The following is a 15274-nucleotide window of genomic DNA, read 5'->3' as shown; positions in this document are numbered from 1 at the left end:
ATGAGTCTCGTTCATCGGGATTCATTCAGGTAGATGCCGACAAGGAGTGCCGATCATGTGGCTGCCCGATCCCGGCACCGCGATCCAGTTCGGTGCGGCTCTGCTCAGCGCCGTCGCGGCCGCGCTCTCCATCGTGGAGCGGGCCCGCTCGATCGCCCGGAGAGAACCGCCCGGCCGTGACGACGACGACAATCCGGGTGATGACAACGGCGTCCTCCCGTCGCCGCGGATTTAGCCGTTGCCTGCGGGCGCGTATTGTCCAGTTACGAGTGATATCGGACTTATCGTGACTCTGTGGTTATCCCGAGATTCTTGATCCTCGCCGCCGTGCTCACCTCCCCGCTGGCCGTCAGCGCACCCGCGACGGCCGCGCCTGCCCGGGCCGTCTCGGTCACGGAGTGGGGGCCGTTGACATCGACCGGGGCCGGGCTGCGGAAACAGACCGTCACCGTGGACGTGCCGGCCGGCTGGCGGCTCACGCTGGACGGCCGGGCGCCGGAGTACGTCGACACCGTGCTCGTGCCCGAGGGGTTCTACACCCAGGACTCCCGCAGGAAGGTCACGTTCACCCCGGCCGTCGGGTACCTCGGCACCGCCACGCCGGTCACGCTCCGGGTGACCGGGCCCGGCGGGCAGACCCGCACCAGCACGTACACCGCGACCGTCCGGCGTCCCCGGCCGCCGCACGCTCCGGACCTCACCTCGTCCGGGATGGCCCGGGCCCGGCAGGAGGTCGGGTTCCCGCTCCCGGTCGGCGGCAGTCACGGGTTCGTGGGCGCGACGAGCCGGCCGGCCGGTGAATTCTCGGCGGCCGCGATCTCGGGCCTCGCCACCGTGCCGGGCCGGCCGATGGATCCCACGCTCATCTCGGCCGCCGGCTCGTTGATCTTCGTGCCGGCCCGTGGCTTCACCGGGGTGGTCCCGGCGATCCGCTACCGGATCACCGACGCGTACGGCCAGACCTCCACCGGCCGCTGGACCCCGACCGTCACCGGTTACCGCTCCGGGCTCAGCTGATCTCGGCGAGGACGAACGACGTGACGGCCGGGGGATGCTCCTGCTGGGTCGTCGTGAACCGGTCGTCCTCGTCGTCCCAGTACATGTACCCGTACACGTCGTTGCTGAGCCAGTAGGACGGGCGTCCGCCGACGGTCGCTCCGGTGGGGGAGAGCCGGAAGAAGTATTCCGGCAGGAGCAGGCAGCTGCCGTTGGCGTCCACCCGGGTCTCGATGTCCGCGCCGGTGGTGCCGAGCACCGAGACCGTCAGGCAGTTGTTGGTGCCCAGGTCGTTCTCGGCGGCGGTGCGCACCATGTAGTTCGCCTCGTCGCCCAGGTTCATCAGCTGCACCGTCTCGTCGGCGGTGCGCTGGGAGGACAACGTCACCGGCTTGTCGAACGGCATCGACAGGTTCCGGTCCTGCTCGACGGCGTACAACACGATCGTGCGTCCCTCGCTGAGGACCGGATCGGCCGAGGCCGCCGCGGCGCTGATGGCACCCTGCCGGAACCGGAGCGTCGGGTCGTGCCGGTCGAGGATCAGATAGACCACCCCGGCGAGTACGCAGGCAACCGCGGCCAGGGCTCCGCCGATCACCCACCGCCGTTCCCGCTTCCGGTCGGGCCGCACCGGCGAAGCAACCGCCGGGGCGACGACCGTACCGTCGCTGACCAGCAGGTTCAGCAGTTCCTGGGAGCTGGGCCGCCGGGCCGGGTCCTTGTCCAGGGCACGGTCGACGAGGTGCCGCAACGGACCGTCCAGCCCGTCGAGGTCCGGCGGCTGGGTCAGGATCCGCATCGCCGTCGCGGTGGGGGAGTCGGCCTCGAACGGGGTCCGGCCGGTCGCCGCGTAGGCCACCAGCACACCCCAGGCGAACACGTCCGCCGCCGGCGAGACACCGGCCCCCTTCACCGCCTCGAAGCGTTCCGGCGCCATGTAGGAGACGGTGCCGACCATCTGATCGGTACGGGTGTGCGCACTCGTCAGCTCCACCGCCCGGGCGATCCCGAAGTCGATGACCTTGATCCCGCCCCGGGCGAACAGCACGTTGCCCGGTTTCAGATCCCGGTGGATGACCCCGGCACCATGGATCGCGGTCAGCGCGGTGGCCACCCCGACGGCGACGTTCACCAGGTCGTGCCCGGCGAACGGCCCCTGCTCCCGGACCACCTGGTTCAGCGGCGGCCCGTCGACGAACTCGAAGACGAGGTACGGGGTCTCGTGCTCGGGATCGGCGTCCAGCACCGCCGCGGTGCAGAACGCGGGCACCCCGCGCGCCCGCTTGACCTCACTGCGGAACCGGGCCCGGAACTCCTGGTCGTGCGCGAACTCCGGCCGGATGACCTTGACCGCGACCTGCCGCCCGTCCCCGTCCGCCCGTCCGAGGTAGACACTGCCCATCCCACCCTGACTGAGCCGCGCCTCCAACCGGTACCGGCCCAGCACGACAGGATCGCTCGGCAACAATGGCGAAGGCACGGGGGAGAAGATACACGGGCCGGCGGTCAGTCACGCCCGTCATGGTTGTCCGTCATGGTTGTCCGTCATGGTGATCCCCGTCTCCGAGGCCGCTCCGCGCGAAGAACACCACGGCGGTCACGGTGAGAAGGCCGAAGAGGGCAGCCAGCACCCAGGACCGTACGGTCATCGGTCACCGCCTCCGGGCTGAAGGAGGAGCCCGAGGCGCGGTGCCCGGGAGTCCGTCCCGTCGAGCAGCATGATCAGATCGGGGTGACCGGCACCGAGATCGAGCCGGATCAGGGCGAGCTGGTCCGCCATGTCGGCCCGGTCGAGTTCCGGGCGCTCCACCCGGGTGCTTGTCGTCACGGTGTTGCCGGTTCCGAACACCACCATCGCGGCTCCCGTGACGGTGAGCACGCCCGGCCAGCTCCGTACCCGCACGGAGGGCTCACCGGGGCCCGCTGCCCGCACCACCTCCCGATCGCTCATGCCCGCGATGGCGGACCCAAGCGTTCGGGCAAGTTCGTCGGTACGGGGTCCTGTCCCACCTTCCTGTGCGGCAGCTCGGACGGTGTCCGCGAGGTGCTCGCTGACCGGCACCACGTCATGGACCGCGATGTCGACCACATGGTCGTGGACGCGGGCGTCGACGGAGACGGCCGAGTGGTCCGCGAGGATGGTGCGGCCGGTATTCAGCGTGACATCCAGCCCGCTACGGGTGACAGGCCTCCGCAGCAGCTCGGTGGGCGGCGCATCAGCGTGCCCGAGCAACGCCGCGACCCGCTCCACCAGCATCGGAGGTGTCCGCACCTGGGTATCGCCGAGGTCGACCCGCACGGCATCGTATTCATAGGTGGCGCGGTGCTGGATGTCGCAACCGTCGCCGCTGACCACCTTCCGCACGTCGTCGGCGATGCGCACCGCGGGTGGAACGCCCAGGCCGGCGTCATGCTGTCGCAGCGAATGCGACAGCGGAACGATGATGTCAGCAGCGGTCTCGTGGACGTCCTCGGGGAACACGTCGGTCCCGCTCAACGAGGTGTCGATCCCGCTGAGATCCCGCGCAGCCTCGACGCCTCGACGGTTGCGGCGACCGGGCGCGATCAGCGCAGGATCTCGATGTAGCCGTCGGTGCCGTGGACGCGGATCCGCTGGCCGTCGCGGATCAGGCGGGTGGCGTCGTGGACGCCGACGACCGCGGGGAGGCCGTATTCGCGGGCGATGACCGCGCCGTGGGTCATCAGGCCGCCGACCTCGGTCACCAGGGCGGTGAGGCCGACGAACAGGGGTGACCAGCTGGGGTCGGTGTACGTGGTGACCAGGATGTCGCCCGGCTCGAGGTCGGCCCCGGCCAGGTCCAGGACGACCCGGGCCCGGCCCTCGACGGTCCCGGCGGACACCGGCAGGCCGACCAGGGCGCCGGCCGGTGCGTCGTCGCGCCGGTACGCGCCGTTCAGGGTCTCGCCGTCGGAGGTGAGCACGCGGGGCGGGGTGAGGGTCCGGTGCCACCGGTACGTGTCCTTGCGGTCCTGGATGAGGCGCTGGTCCACCCGGTCCGTGCGCACGACGTCGTGCAGCTCGGCGAACGTGAGGAAGAAGATGTCCTCCGCGTCGGTGAGGACACCCCGTGCGACGAGGCGCCCGGCCTCCGCGAGCATCGCCTGTTTGTAGACGAAGTAGCGGCTGATGATCCAGTACTTGGGGTATTCGCGGTAGCCGATGAACGTTCGTACCCGGTCGATCATTTTCTGGGTCTCGTCCGCTTTGTGTTCTCCGTCCGGCAGGGCCCGCAGGCGGGTCAGGATGTCCTGTTCCTTCGCCCGGGCGCGCTGCCGGCCCTGGTCGAAGCGCTCCGCGGCGGCGCCCGGCGGGAAGTTCCGGACGTTGTCGAGGATCATGGGCAGCAGCGTGGTGGGCTGTTCCCGCCAGCGGGGCCGGGTGATGTCGATCTCGCCGGCGCAGCGCATGCCGTATCTGTCGAGGTAGGCGTCGATGGCCTTGAGGGCCTCGGCGCCGCCTTCGAGCCCCGGCAGCTCCGTCAGCGGGCCGGCCTTCTGCAACAAGGTCACCACCTGCGGGTACGGCCGGATCGCATCAGCCACGTCGAGCAGCGCCAGTCCCATCTCCGAGGTGATGTTGCCGGGCGCGGACAGCGTGAGCGTGTCGGCCGCGTTCTTCTCGCCCAGCCAGTCCTGGAGCTTGTCGTTGAGCCACCAGGTGGCGTCCATGCCCGCCATGATCGCCTGGATGCTCAACGGGTCGGCGAGCTCCCGTTTGTGCTGCTCGAACGCCGCCAGCAGGACGTCGAACAGGTCCGGCCCGGTCCGGCCCCGGATGTCGCGGCGCAGGGTGTCGACCGACTCCTGGCTGCGTGCCACCAGCCCGGCGACGATGGCCGGGTCGGTCCCGATCGGGGTGGCCGCCCCGGCGCCGGGCGGGCGGGCGGGGCCGTCGGGGAGCGGCGTGACGACGTCGCCGCGGTCGAGCAGCGTCTCCAGCGCGTCCCGGACCAGCGGGTCGCCCCTGCCCATGACCTCCAGGAGCCCGGCGCGGCCCGCCGGTGCGGCCAGGGCCCGGGTGACGTCGACGAACAGCCGGCCACCGGCCTCGTGCATCGGGGCCATGGCGGTCAGCTGCCAGCAGGAGAACCCGAGCGGCTTCATCGCGTCGGTCATCATCTGCTGGTGGCCGACCGAGACGTACACGTGCTTCTCGTGGTCACCGGCGGCCGGGACCGGGAACAGCGTGGTGATCGGCCGGGTCTGCACGATCTGGAAGCCGTCGTCGTCCAGGCACCATTCGATGTCCTGCGGCCGGCCGGCGTGCGCCTCGATCCGCCGCCCGAGCCGGGTGAGCGCCAGGACCTGCGGGCCGGTCAGCGCCGCTGGGCCGGCGAGGGTCCGGGCGATGACCTGCGCGTCGCGCACGCGGTAGACGTCCGGGGTCACCAGGCCGGCGACCAGGGCGTCACCGAGGCCGGTCACGGCGTCCACGATGGACACCGTGCGGTCGCCGGTGAGCGGGTCGGCGGTGAACAGCACGCCGGACGCCCGCGCGGGGACCATCCGCTGCACGACAACGGCCATCCGGACCGTACGGTGATCGATGTCGTGGTGTGTGCGATAGGTGACGGCCCGTTCGGTGAACAGCGACGCCCAGCACCGGCGGACGTGCTCGAGGACCGCCGCCGGCCCGCTCACGTCCAGGAACGAGTCCTGCTGGCCGGCGAAGGACGCGGTCGGCAGGTCCTCCGCCGTCGCGCTGGACCGCACCGCGTAGGCGTCCTCGGTGACCGCGCCGGTGATCGCCGCCGCGACATCGGCGGGGACGGCGGCGTCCTCGATCGCCCGCCGGATCCCCGCGCTCAGGGTGCGGATCGCGTCCCGGTCGTCCGCGGCCAGGCGTGACAGCCGGTCGATCAGGTCGCCGATCTCCGGCGTGTCCGCCATGACCCGCCGGTACGCGTCGGTCGTCACGCAGAAGCCGGGCGGCACCCGGATGCCGTCGATCCGCGTCAGCTCGCCCAGCTGCGCGCCCTTGCCGCCGGCGAGCGCGACCCGGGTCGCGTCCACGTCGTGCAGATCCACCACGTACTGCTCGCTCATCGCGGCATGCCCCATTTCCGCAGATTACGGCCTCGGCGGACGATTCTGCGGCACCACCCGGGGCTTGCCGCAAGCCCCCTGACCCGCTATACGTTGGAGGAGGCGAGGAGTTCGGCCCGGATCACCGCTACGAACGCGTCGACGTCGGCCTCGGTGGTGTCGAACGCGGTCATCCAGCGCACCTCACCGGCCGCCCGGTCCCAGTCGTAGAACCGCACCTTCCGCCGGATCCGGTCCGCCACCTCGGCGGCCAGCACGGCGAAGACCGCGTTCACCTGGGTCGGCCGGCTGAACGTGAGGCCGGGCAGCGCGGCCTCCTCGAGCGTGGCGCGCAGCCGGGCCGCCATCGCGTTGGCGTGGGTGGCCGAGCGCAGGTACAGGTCGTCCTCGAACAGGGCGAGCAGCTGTGCGCTGACGAACCGCATCTTGGACGCGAGCTGCATGTTCAGCTTGCGCAGGTACACCAGCCCGGTGGCGGCCGCCGGGTTCAGGGCGAGCACCGCCTCGCCGTACAGGATGCCGTTCTTGGTCCCGCCGAAGCTGAGGATGTCGACCCCGGCGTCGGTGGTGAAGTCGCGCAGCGGCACCCCCAGCGCGGCGGCGGCGTTGGCGAGCCGGGCGCCGTCCATGTGCAGGGTCATGCCCCGGGCGTGGGCGTGGTCGGCGATCGCCCGGATCTCCCCGGCGGTGTACACCGTGCCGAGCTCGGTGCTCTGGGTGATGCTCACGGCCAGCGGCTGGGCCCGGTGCTCGTCGCCCCAGCCCCACGCCTGCCGGTCGATCAGCTCCGGCGTGAGTTTGCCGTCCGGGGTGTCGACGGTGAGCAGCTTCAGGCCGCTGATCCGTTCGGGGGCGCCGTTCTCGTCGGTGTGGATGTGCGCGTTGCTGGTCGTGACGACCGCGCCCCAGCGGGGCAGCAGGCTGGTCAGGGCGGTGACGTTCGCGCCGGTGCCGTTGAAGACCGGGTAGACCTCGGTCCGCTCGCCGAAGTGGGCGCGCAGCACCTCGGTCAGGCGCTCGGTGTACACGTCCGCGCCGTACGAGACCTGGTGTCCGCCGTTGGCGTCGGCGAGCGCGGCGAGCACCTCCGGGTGCGCGCCCGCGTAGTTGTCGCTGGCGAAGTCGCGGTGGTTCTGGTCATGTGCTCTCACCTGCTCAGGGTCGCAGGATGCCCAGTTCCTGGGTGCAGCGGGTGAGCGCCACGTACAGCCCGTTCCACCCACGCGGCTCGGCGCTGATGCCGTCCGGGTCGACGAGCAGCGTCGCGTCCCATTCCAGGCCCTTCGCCTCGGTGGCGCTCAGGACCGCGACGCCGGGCAGGGCGGTGCGCAGGGCCGGGACCCGGGCGGCGGGCGCGACCACGCCCACGCTGCCCCCGGACCAGCGCCCGGCCAGGTGGGCGACGATCTGCCGGGCGGTGCCGGCCAGGTCGGTGCCGGCCAGGTCGGTGGCGGCCAGGTCGGTGGCGCTCAGGTCGGTGGCGTTCAGCTCCCATGGGACGATGCCGGAGGACCGTACGGCGCGAGGTGGGCGGTGCTGACTGCCGGCCCGGGCGAGGACCGGCCCGGTGAGCTCCATGACCTCACTCGGGGTGCGGTAGCAGACGGTGAGCAGGCCCTGGGTCCAGCGGTCGCCCAGTGCCGCCGACACCGCCTGCGCCCAGGTGGTGTGGTGGTGCGGCGCCTCGGCCTGGTCGATGTCCCCGACCGCCGTGACCGACCGGCTGGGACAGCGGCGCAGGACCATCCGCCACTGCATCTCGGACAGTTCCTGCGCCTCGTCGATCACGACATGGCCGTACACCCAGTCCCGCTGCCGGCCGGCGCGTTCGGCGAGCGATGCACCGTACGGTTCGGCGGGCTCGGATTCGCCCAGCATCTCGGCCAGCGCGTCGAGCAGCGGGATGTCGCCCGAGGTCCAGCCGCCGGACCCGGTGCGGAGCAGGGCGATCTCCTCCGGCGTCAACCGGTCGCCGAGCCGATCCGGGTCGCCGAGCAGGCCGCGCAGCTCGGTCCCGGGGTCGCGGGTCGGCCACCAGGCGGTCACGAACCGGGCGATGGCCGGGTGCCCGGCGATCTGCTCGCGCAACTCGTCGAGCTCCTCCTCCGACAGCAGCCCGTCGACCTCACCGGCGGACGCCTGCCGCCGGGGCTCCGGCGCCACGATCCGGGCCAGGATGTCCTCGTAGCCCTCGTCCATCGCGTCGAGCATGGCTTCGCGCTCCTCGGCGACCGCGTCGGCGAGGATGTCGCAGAGCTGCCGGTGGAACGCCGCCCGGGCCGGGTGGTAGGCGCGGCCCGAGGTCGCCGCGGCCAGCGCGTGCGCGACCCGCCCGGCGTCGATGACGTAGCGCTCGCCCTGCCAGCGCAGCTCCAGCTCCCGGGCCCGGGGCAGCAGCGCGGCGACGTGCTCGTCGAGCACGGCCTGCCACAGGGCGCGGCCCTTGAGCTCGGCGACCTCGCGCGGCTCGGCCCGGGTGACGGTGACGCCGGGCAGCAGCGTGTCGCAGGTACGGGACACGACCGCGGTCTCGCCGAGCGCCGGCAGCACCTGGGCGATGTAGTCCAGGAAGCGCGGCGACGGCCCGAGGACCAGGACCGCCTGCTCGGCCATGTGCCGGTGGGTGAACAGCAGATAGGCGACCCGGTGCAGCGCGACGACGGTCTTGCCGGTGCCCGGGCCGCCCTGCACGATCAGCGGGCCGGTGGCGTCCGCCCGGACGATGTCGTCCTGTTCGCGTTGCAGGGTCGCGATGGCCGTACCCATCCGGCCGGTACGTCGCTGGTCCAGAGCGGCGAGCAGTGCACCCTGGCCGGCGAGCTCGCTGCCGGCGGAACCGTCCAGCGGTTCGTCGTCGACGCCGGTCACCGCGGCGCCCCGGGTGCGGATGTGCCGCCGCCGGGCCTGGCCCTGCGGGTCGACGGCGGTCGCGGTGTAGAAGGCCCGCGCGACCGGCGCCCGCCAGTCGACGACCAGCGGGTCGGCGTGCTCGTCGGCGTCCCGCAACCCGACCCGGCCGACGTGGCGCACGGTCCCGTCGAGGCCGTCGAGCCGTCCGAAGACGAGCCCCTCGCCGGCCTGCCGAAGCTCCTCGCGCTGGCGCAGCAGACCGCGGTGCCGGGCCCGCTCGGTGGCGTCGTCGACCGGCCCGGCCAGCTCGGCCGAGAGATGCTCGATCAGGTCGTCGCGGCGGGTGGTGGCCGCGTCGAGGAACCGTTGCTCCTCGTCGACCGCAGCGCGATCGGCCTCGGGCGCGGGCCGCCCCGCGGTCACGGGCAGGTCGGCCGGGCCGGACAGGTCATCGGGGGAAGAAATGCGTCGCAGCACGCGGCGATTCTATTCACGTGCGTTTCGGGAATGCAATTCACGAGATTATTTGACAATTGTTCGGTGATCTGATCTCGCCGATGCACAAAATGGTGTCCAGGAATGCCTAATGCCGGTTCCGGACGACCGTCCGAAGGGCGTGCCAGGCGACGGCGTACACGCCGAGGGCGACTCCCAGCGCCGTCCCGGCGTCCTGCACGAACGCGCGCAGCGCGACCTCCCGGCCCTCGTCCCCGTCGAGCGCGCCCCAGGAACCGGCCGCCACGGTGACCGCGAGAACGGCGCCGAGCACGGCGTTGCGGGGCCACCGCGCGAGAACCCGGTCGTCGTCCGGGATCGGCCGCAGCGGGTTGCGGCGCCGCCACCGCCACAGCCACACCAGGAGCACGACGCCGCCCACCACGTCACTGGCCAGGTTGAGCCGCGACTGCCAGCCGGTCCCGAACGCGTCGCACAGGTAGTCCCACGCCAGGTGGGTGGCGGCGCCCGCGACGACCGACAGCACGATCCACGCCAGCACGTCCGCGCCGCGCCACACGAACCGGTCCACCGCCGGCAGGACCCGCGGGAACAATGCGGCCAGGGGATTCTTGAACACCACGTGGAATGCGGTGAACAGCACCAGCCCGATCAGCGGGTCCAGCCACAGCAGGGACAGCGGGTCGTGGGTCAGGGTGAGATTGTAGTCGCCGCCGATCCACATCAGGGACACGAAGTACGGCAGGTCCGGCGCCATCGCCCCGAACACCAGCGCGCTGGACACAAATGGCGAACGCGTCAACGGCAGGATCGCGGCGGGGTGCACGAACGTGAACGGCATTCCCCAGACTATAGGGATCACCGCCCGGCCCCATTCCATAAGGCCGCCTTCAGTGCGGCCCGGCCGCGTGCGGTGCGCGGGGTGCGGTGCGCGGGGTGCGGGCCCGGCGGCGCGCGGACGGGCTCGGCGGCGGACGGGCTCGGCGGCGGGCGGCCAGGGTCGGCGGGCGGGCTCAGAGCCGGGCGGCGAGGCGGGTGATGATCTCGGCGGCCGGGTCGTCGGTGGCGTGCCGGAAGCCGGTGCCGGCCCACAGATGGACCCGGTCCACGTCGCCGGCCGCCGCGGCCGCCGCTCGCATCGCGCGCGTCAGGTGGTGCACCGCCGGGTAGCCGACCGGGGCGTACCCGGAATGACGCCGGGTGAACGCGTTGACCAGCGCCCGCGCCGGCCGGCCGGTGAAGGCCCGGGTGAGCACCGTGTCGTGGCGGCCCGGGTCGGCCAGCGCGGCCCGGTGCACCGCCCCGGTGCCGGCCTCCGGGCTGCGCAGCAGGGCCGTGCCGACGACCACCGCGTCCGCCCCGGCCCGCACGGCCGCGACCACGTCGGCGGCGTCGGCCACCCCGCCGGCGGCCGCGATCGGCAGGTCCGTCGCGTGCCGGATCCCGGCCACCAGCTCGGGCAGCGCGACCGCCGACGGCGCCCGCCAGGGGTCGAAGGCGGCGCTGTGCCCGCCCGCCGCGCCCGCCTGCACGACCAGCGCGTCCATGCCGGCCTCGGCGGCCGCGCGGGCCTCGCCGACAGTGGTCACCGACTGCCAGAGCCGCGCCCCGGAGCGCCGCAGCCGGTCGAGGCCGTCGCGGTCCGGCAGCCCGAACGTGAAGCTGACCACGGGCACCGGCATGGCGCACAGCACCTCGATCTTGGCGGCCCAGCCGTCGTCGTCCTCGACCGGTCCGCCGTCCGGCACGGCGCCGTGGTGCTCGAGGTCCCCGGCGATCCGGCTCGTGTACCGGGCGAAGTCGTCCGCGCCGATCGGCGTGGGCCGGGGTGCGAACAGGTTGACCCCGAACGGCACCGAAGCGTGGTGCATCTCAGCGATCTCGGCGGCCAGGGCGTCCGCGGATTTGTACCCGCCGGCGAGGAACCCGGTCGCTCCGGCCCGGCCCACCGCGGTCGCCAGCCGCACACCACCGGCACCCCCGGCCATCGGGGCACTGATCAACGGCACCTGGGATCCGGGAGGCAGCATCATCGCACCGTACCCATCCGGCGCCTCACCGCACGGCCCGGGCACCGGCACCGCGCGCGAGCTGCACCAGTGCGGCCACGCCGAGGGCGAGCAGCACGGTCGCGGTCCAGCCGAACGTGTCCGCGAACGCGTAGTCGCGGGCGAACGTGTCGTCGGTGGCGATCGCCGGTGGGGTGCCCCGGGTCAGTGCCTCGATCGGCAGGGCCAGCAGGTTCACCCCGATGAACGCGGTGATGATCGCGGCCGGCCAGGCCACCACGGACAGCACCAGGGTGGGCAGGACCCGTCCGGTGCGCAGACCGACGACCGCGGCGATCGCGATGAGCACGGCGGTGTGCGCGGTCATGTATCCGATGTGGTTCAGGTGCACGATCTCGAACAGTTCGTAGTAGTCGTTCGCGAGCACCGTGTACGGCGCGGTGATCAGCCGGTGCGTGACCGCGACGATGCCCGTGCAGCTCACCCCGGCGGCGAGGGCCCAGCCGAGCTTGACCAGCACCCACCGTCCCCGGGTGAGCGACTGCGTCAGAACGAACGCCACGGTGTCCTCCTCCCGCTCACGGGCGAACAGCGCCACGCCCAGCACCAGGCCGATCAGCGGCGGCACCAGCGCCGCGACCAGCTGGATCCCGAGAATCGCGGTCATTGCCCCGTCCCGCGGCCAGCACAGGTTCGGGTCGCGGCAGTCCGGCAGGCCGGCGGCGTCCAGCTGCCGCTGCACCGTCTGGGCCGCGAGGACCAGATATCCGGTCGCGGCCGCGGTGACCAGGCCCGCCACCATCAGGTACGGCCGGAGCAGCCGCAGAGTCAGCCAGGTCACGCCGTCCCCCTCAGATCCCGCAGGTAACCGACCAGGAGTTCGTCCCACGTCGGCTCGTGCCACACCACCGCGCCGTCCGGCAGCTCCCCGGGATCGCGCACGAGGGCGGTGAACCCGTGGTCGTCATGGCGCAGGTCGACCACGTCCAGGTCGTCCAGCACCGCGAGGTCGCCGGGCGCGCCGACGGCCAGCCGGTGCCCGGCCAGCGCGGCCTCGACCGGTCCCGACAGCCGGATCCGCCCCGCCCCGAGCACCGCGACGTGGTCGCAGACGTCCTGGATGTCGGCGATCGAGTGCGACGAGATCAGCACCGTCATGCCCCGCTCGGCGACCTCGGCCATGAGCGCGCCCACCACCTCGGCCCGGGCCACCGGGTCGAGCCCGGCGAGCGGTTCGTCGAGGATCAGCAGGTCCGGCTGTTTGCCGAGCGCGCACGCCAGCGCCAGCCGGGTCCGCTGCCCGGTCGCGAGCGCCCCCACCCGGCCGCGGGGTGGCAGGGTGCCGGCGAGGTCCTGGGCCCGGACGGCGTCCCAGCGGGGGTTGAGGCGGGCGCCGAGCCGCAGCGTCTGGGCCACGGTCAGGGCCCGGTACAGCGGGGCGTGCTGCCCGACGTACCCGAGCCGGGGAAGGGTCTGCGGCCCGTGCGGTCCGCCGAGGATCCGCACGTCGCCGGTGTCCGGGCGCAGCAGCCCGGCGATCACCCGCAGCAGCGTGCTCTTCCCGGCGCCGTTGCGGCCGAGCAGCCCCACGACCGCGCCGGCCGTGATCTCCAGCGTGCAGTCGTCGAGCACGGGCTGCACGTCGTACCGATGGCTCACCGCCTCCAGGACGACGGCGGGACTCTCCTCAGGCATGCCGGCTCATCTCCTCGGTTTCCTTGAAAGCGCCGGTGAGCGCGTCGTTCGCGAGCGCCAGGGCGGTCGGCAGGTCGATCCCGGCGGCGTGGGCGCGGGCGGCCCACCCGGTCACCTCGTCGCGCAGCGCGGTCACGTCCACGCCGGGCGCGACGGCGGACACGAATGTCCCGGCGCCCTGGCGCACCTCGACCACCCCGGCCGTCTCCAGGTCCCGGTAGGCGCGCAGCACGGTGTTCGGGTTGACGCCGTGCCGCTCGGCGACCTCCCGGGCGGTCGGCAGCCGGTCGCCCTCGACGAGACGGCCGGTCCGGACCGCCTGGCGCACCTGGTCGCCGAGCTGCGCGTACACCGCGGTCCCGGACCGGCGGTCGATCCGGAAGGCGATCACCGCGTCAAGTCAACTAGTCCGTTAGTTGTTTGCATGTCTGGGAGTATGCCGGAACCGGTCAAGCGGTGCGTCGGCTCACACCCTCGCCGTTACGTGGGCGCGCCCCACCGCCGATCCACTAAAATCCGCCGCGGGAGGCGAATTCCACTGGGCACCATGCCGATTGATCCGTTGACGACACTGCACGCGGTCCCGGCCGGCCGGCGTCGCCGGGCGCGCGAGTTCTGGCACCTGAAACCCAAGGAAAAAGCCGGACTGATCCACCTGACCGGTCAGGTGGACCGCCTCGAGCTCAAGGTCGTCGTCCCCGTGGACGCCCACGCCTCGACGTGCAAAGGACTGGGCGTCGACATCTCCCGGGCCACCTCCCGCCGGGTCTACTTCCTCGACACCGCCGACCTCGCCCTCGAACGCCACGGTGTGGTCGTGCGCGCCCGCAGCACCGACGGCAGCCCCAGCGACTCGGTCATCAAGCTGCGCCCGATGGTCCCGGGCGAGCTGCCGGCCCGGCTGCGCCGCTCACCGAACTTCGTGGTCGAGATCGACGCGATGCCCGGCAACTACGTGTGCAGCGGGGCGATGCGCCGCCGCCTCGACCCGGACGAGGTCGACCGGACCATGCGCAAGGGCCGCCCGGTGCGCGGGCTGTTCTCCGCGGAGCAGCGCGAGCTGTTCACCGCGTATGCCCCGGCCGGTGTCGCCCTCGACGACCTCATCGTGCACGGCCCGGTCACCGTGCGCCGCGGCAAGGTCCGCCCCTCCGGCTGGAACCGCCCGCTGACCATCGAGCAGTGGACCTATCCCGACGGGTCACGCCTGCTCGAGCTGTCCACCCGCTGCGCGGCCGGCAAGGCCGAACGCGTCGTGGCGGATTTCGCCGCCGTGCTGCGCCGCTGCCACGTCGACATCGAGCTGCCGCAGCGCACGAAGACCCGGGCGACGCTCGCCTACTTCACCTACCGGCGGGCCCGGCGCCCCGCGGCCTGAGCGCAGATGATCCACTGTGGGCATGATGCCGAACCCTCTCGACGACGCGCCACGCTGCCAGGCCCGCAACTCGGCCGCGTTCTGGGCCGCCACCGCCCGCTCCCGCGGCCACGAACTGATCCACCGCCCCGGATTCCTCGCCGCCGTGGGTGACGAACGAGCCGGCCTGCGCATCCTGATCCAGGAACCCGGCCTCGACGCCGCCGAGCTGGCCGAGATCGATGACCTGGTACGCGGCGCGAAGGGCCCGGTCAACGCCGAGGACCCGTACAGTGCGACCGATCTTGATCATCTTGGTCTGCGCAGCTGGCAGATGCCGGTGATGGTGCGCGAACCCGGTCCGGTCGCCGGCCCGGCCCTGCCGGTCACCGGGGTGCATGACGACGAGGAACTGGGCGCGGCGGAGCGTACGGTGATCGCGGGTTTCAGCCTTGTCCGGTTCGAGCCCTACCGGCGCGGCGAGATGTTCCCGACGGCCCTGCTCGATCAGCCGGGTGTGGCGGTGTTCCTCGCCCGCCTCGAGGGCGAGGTCGCCGGAGCGTGCGTCACGGTCGAGGACAACGGCCTGGCCAGCCACTACTGGGTCGCCACGCCGGAGGCCTTCCGGTCCCGGGGCGTCGGCCGCGCGATCATGCTCGGCTCGCTCGCCCCGCTGGCCGGCCTGCCGGTCACCCTGACGGCGTCGAAGCTGGGCCGCCCGCTGTACGAATCCCTCGGCTTCCGCGCCACGACCGACGCCACGTGGTGGGCCTCCCGGTAACCGCTGACTGATCCTGATCCGTCGAAAAGGGGTCTCGGAGAGCGCTCCCACGCGCGTACAGTC

General features: G+C 72.6%; 14 protein-coding genes. 4 read left to right on the top strand and 10 right to left on the bottom strand.

Annotated features, from left to right (window positions below):
* Positions 1-55: 55 nt before the first annotated feature.
* Together ACIA6A_RS20950 and ACIA6A_RS20945 are read left to right on the top strand one after the other, a co-directional pair.
* Complete coding sequence (locus ACIA6A_RS20950) at positions 56-235, top strand: hypothetical protein (protein WP_396099399.1); 180 nt, start codon at positions 56-58, stop codon at positions 233-235.
* A 59-nt stretch (positions 236-294) separates the two neighbouring features.
* Complete coding sequence (locus ACIA6A_RS20945) at positions 295-1017, top strand: hypothetical protein (RefSeq protein ID WP_396099398.1); 723 nt, start codon at positions 295-297, stop codon at positions 1015-1017.
* Here the strand turns inward: ACIA6A_RS20945 and ACIA6A_RS20940 are convergent.
* From ACIA6A_RS20940 to ACIA6A_RS20895, 10 genes are all read right to left on the bottom strand, one after another.
* The gene (locus ACIA6A_RS20940) at positions 1010-2476 is read right to left on the bottom strand and encodes a serine/threonine protein kinase (protein WP_396099397.1); all 1467 of its coding nucleotides are present in this window, start codon (positions 2474-2476) and stop codon (positions 1010-1012) included. The genes ACIA6A_RS20945 and ACIA6A_RS20940 overlap by 8 nt on opposite strands.
* A 165-nt stretch (positions 2477-2641) precedes the next feature.
* Positions 2642-3478 carry a hypothetical protein gene (locus ACIA6A_RS20935; RefSeq protein WP_396099396.1) on the bottom strand — a complete coding sequence of 279 codons (837 nt, stop codon included), beginning with the start codon at positions 3476-3478 and terminating at the stop codon, positions 2642-2644.
* Positions 3479-3561: 83 nt separating this feature from the next.
* The gene (rph, locus tag ACIA6A_RS20930) at positions 3562-6078 is read right to left on the bottom strand and encodes a rifamycin-inactivating phosphotransferase (RefSeq protein ID WP_396099395.1); all 2517 of its coding nucleotides are present in this window, start codon (positions 6076-6078) and stop codon (positions 3562-3564) included.
* Between the two features lie 71 nt (positions 6079-6149).
* Positions 6150-7214 carry a threonine aldolase family protein gene (locus ACIA6A_RS20925; protein WP_396099394.1) on the bottom strand — a complete coding sequence of 355 codons (1065 nt, stop codon included), beginning with the start codon at positions 7212-7214 and terminating at the stop codon, positions 6150-6152.
* A gap of 4 nt (positions 7215-7218) precedes the next feature.
* Positions 7219-9390 (bottom strand): HelD family protein, encoded by a 2172-nt coding sequence (locus ACIA6A_RS20920; protein WP_396099393.1) that lies wholly within the window; start codon positions 9388-9390, stop codon positions 7219-7221.
* A 106-nt stretch (positions 9391-9496) separates the two neighbouring features.
* The gene (locus ACIA6A_RS20915; RefSeq protein WP_396099392.1) at positions 9497-10210 is read right to left on the bottom strand and encodes a DUF4184 family protein; all 714 of its coding nucleotides are present in this window, start codon (positions 10208-10210) and stop codon (positions 9497-9499) included.
* Between the two features lie 172 nt (positions 10211-10382).
* Positions 10383-11399 carry a nitronate monooxygenase gene (locus ACIA6A_RS20910; RefSeq protein WP_396099391.1) on the bottom strand — a complete coding sequence of 339 codons (1017 nt, stop codon included), beginning with the start codon at positions 11397-11399 and terminating at the stop codon, positions 10383-10385.
* 25 nt (positions 11400-11424) lie between these two features.
* Positions 11425-12219, bottom strand: a complete 795-nt coding sequence (locus ACIA6A_RS20905; RefSeq protein WP_396099390.1) for a hypothetical protein — start codon at positions 12217-12219, stop codon at positions 11425-11427.
* Positions 12216-13073 (bottom strand): ABC transporter ATP-binding protein, encoded by an 858-nt coding sequence (locus tag ACIA6A_RS20900; protein WP_396099389.1) that lies wholly within the window; start codon positions 13071-13073, stop codon positions 12216-12218. The genes ACIA6A_RS20905 and ACIA6A_RS20900 overlap by 4 nt, the downstream gene beginning before the upstream one ends.
* Positions 13066-13464, bottom strand: coding sequence for a GntR family transcriptional regulator (locus ACIA6A_RS20895; protein ID WP_396099388.1), 399 nt, complete (start codon positions 13462-13464; stop codon positions 13066-13068). Before ACIA6A_RS20895 ends, ACIA6A_RS20900 begins: the two co-directional genes overlap by 8 nt.
* A gap of 156 nt (positions 13465-13620) precedes the next feature.
* On the opposite strand from ACIA6A_RS20895, the gene ACIA6A_RS20890 reads away from it, so the two are divergent.
* Both ACIA6A_RS20890 and ACIA6A_RS20885 read left to right on the top strand, forming a co-directional pair.
* Positions 13621-14451, top strand: a complete 831-nt coding sequence (locus ACIA6A_RS20890) for a hypothetical protein (RefSeq protein ID WP_396099387.1) — start codon at positions 13621-13623, stop codon at positions 14449-14451.
* 22 nt (positions 14452-14473) lie between these two features.
* Positions 14474-15211 carry a GNAT family N-acetyltransferase gene (locus ACIA6A_RS20885; RefSeq protein WP_396099386.1) on the top strand — a complete coding sequence of 246 codons (738 nt, stop codon included), beginning with the start codon at positions 14474-14476 and terminating at the stop codon, positions 15209-15211.
* Positions 15212-15274: the final 63 nt, after the last annotated feature.

The organism is Actinoplanes sp. NPDC051494, assembly GCF_044454705.1.
GTDB lineage: Bacteria > Actinomycetota > Actinomycetes > Mycobacteriales > Micromonosporaceae > Actinoplanes.
Note: the sequence above shows the minus strand (reverse complement) of the source record. Positions and strands in the feature narration are given on the sequence as shown.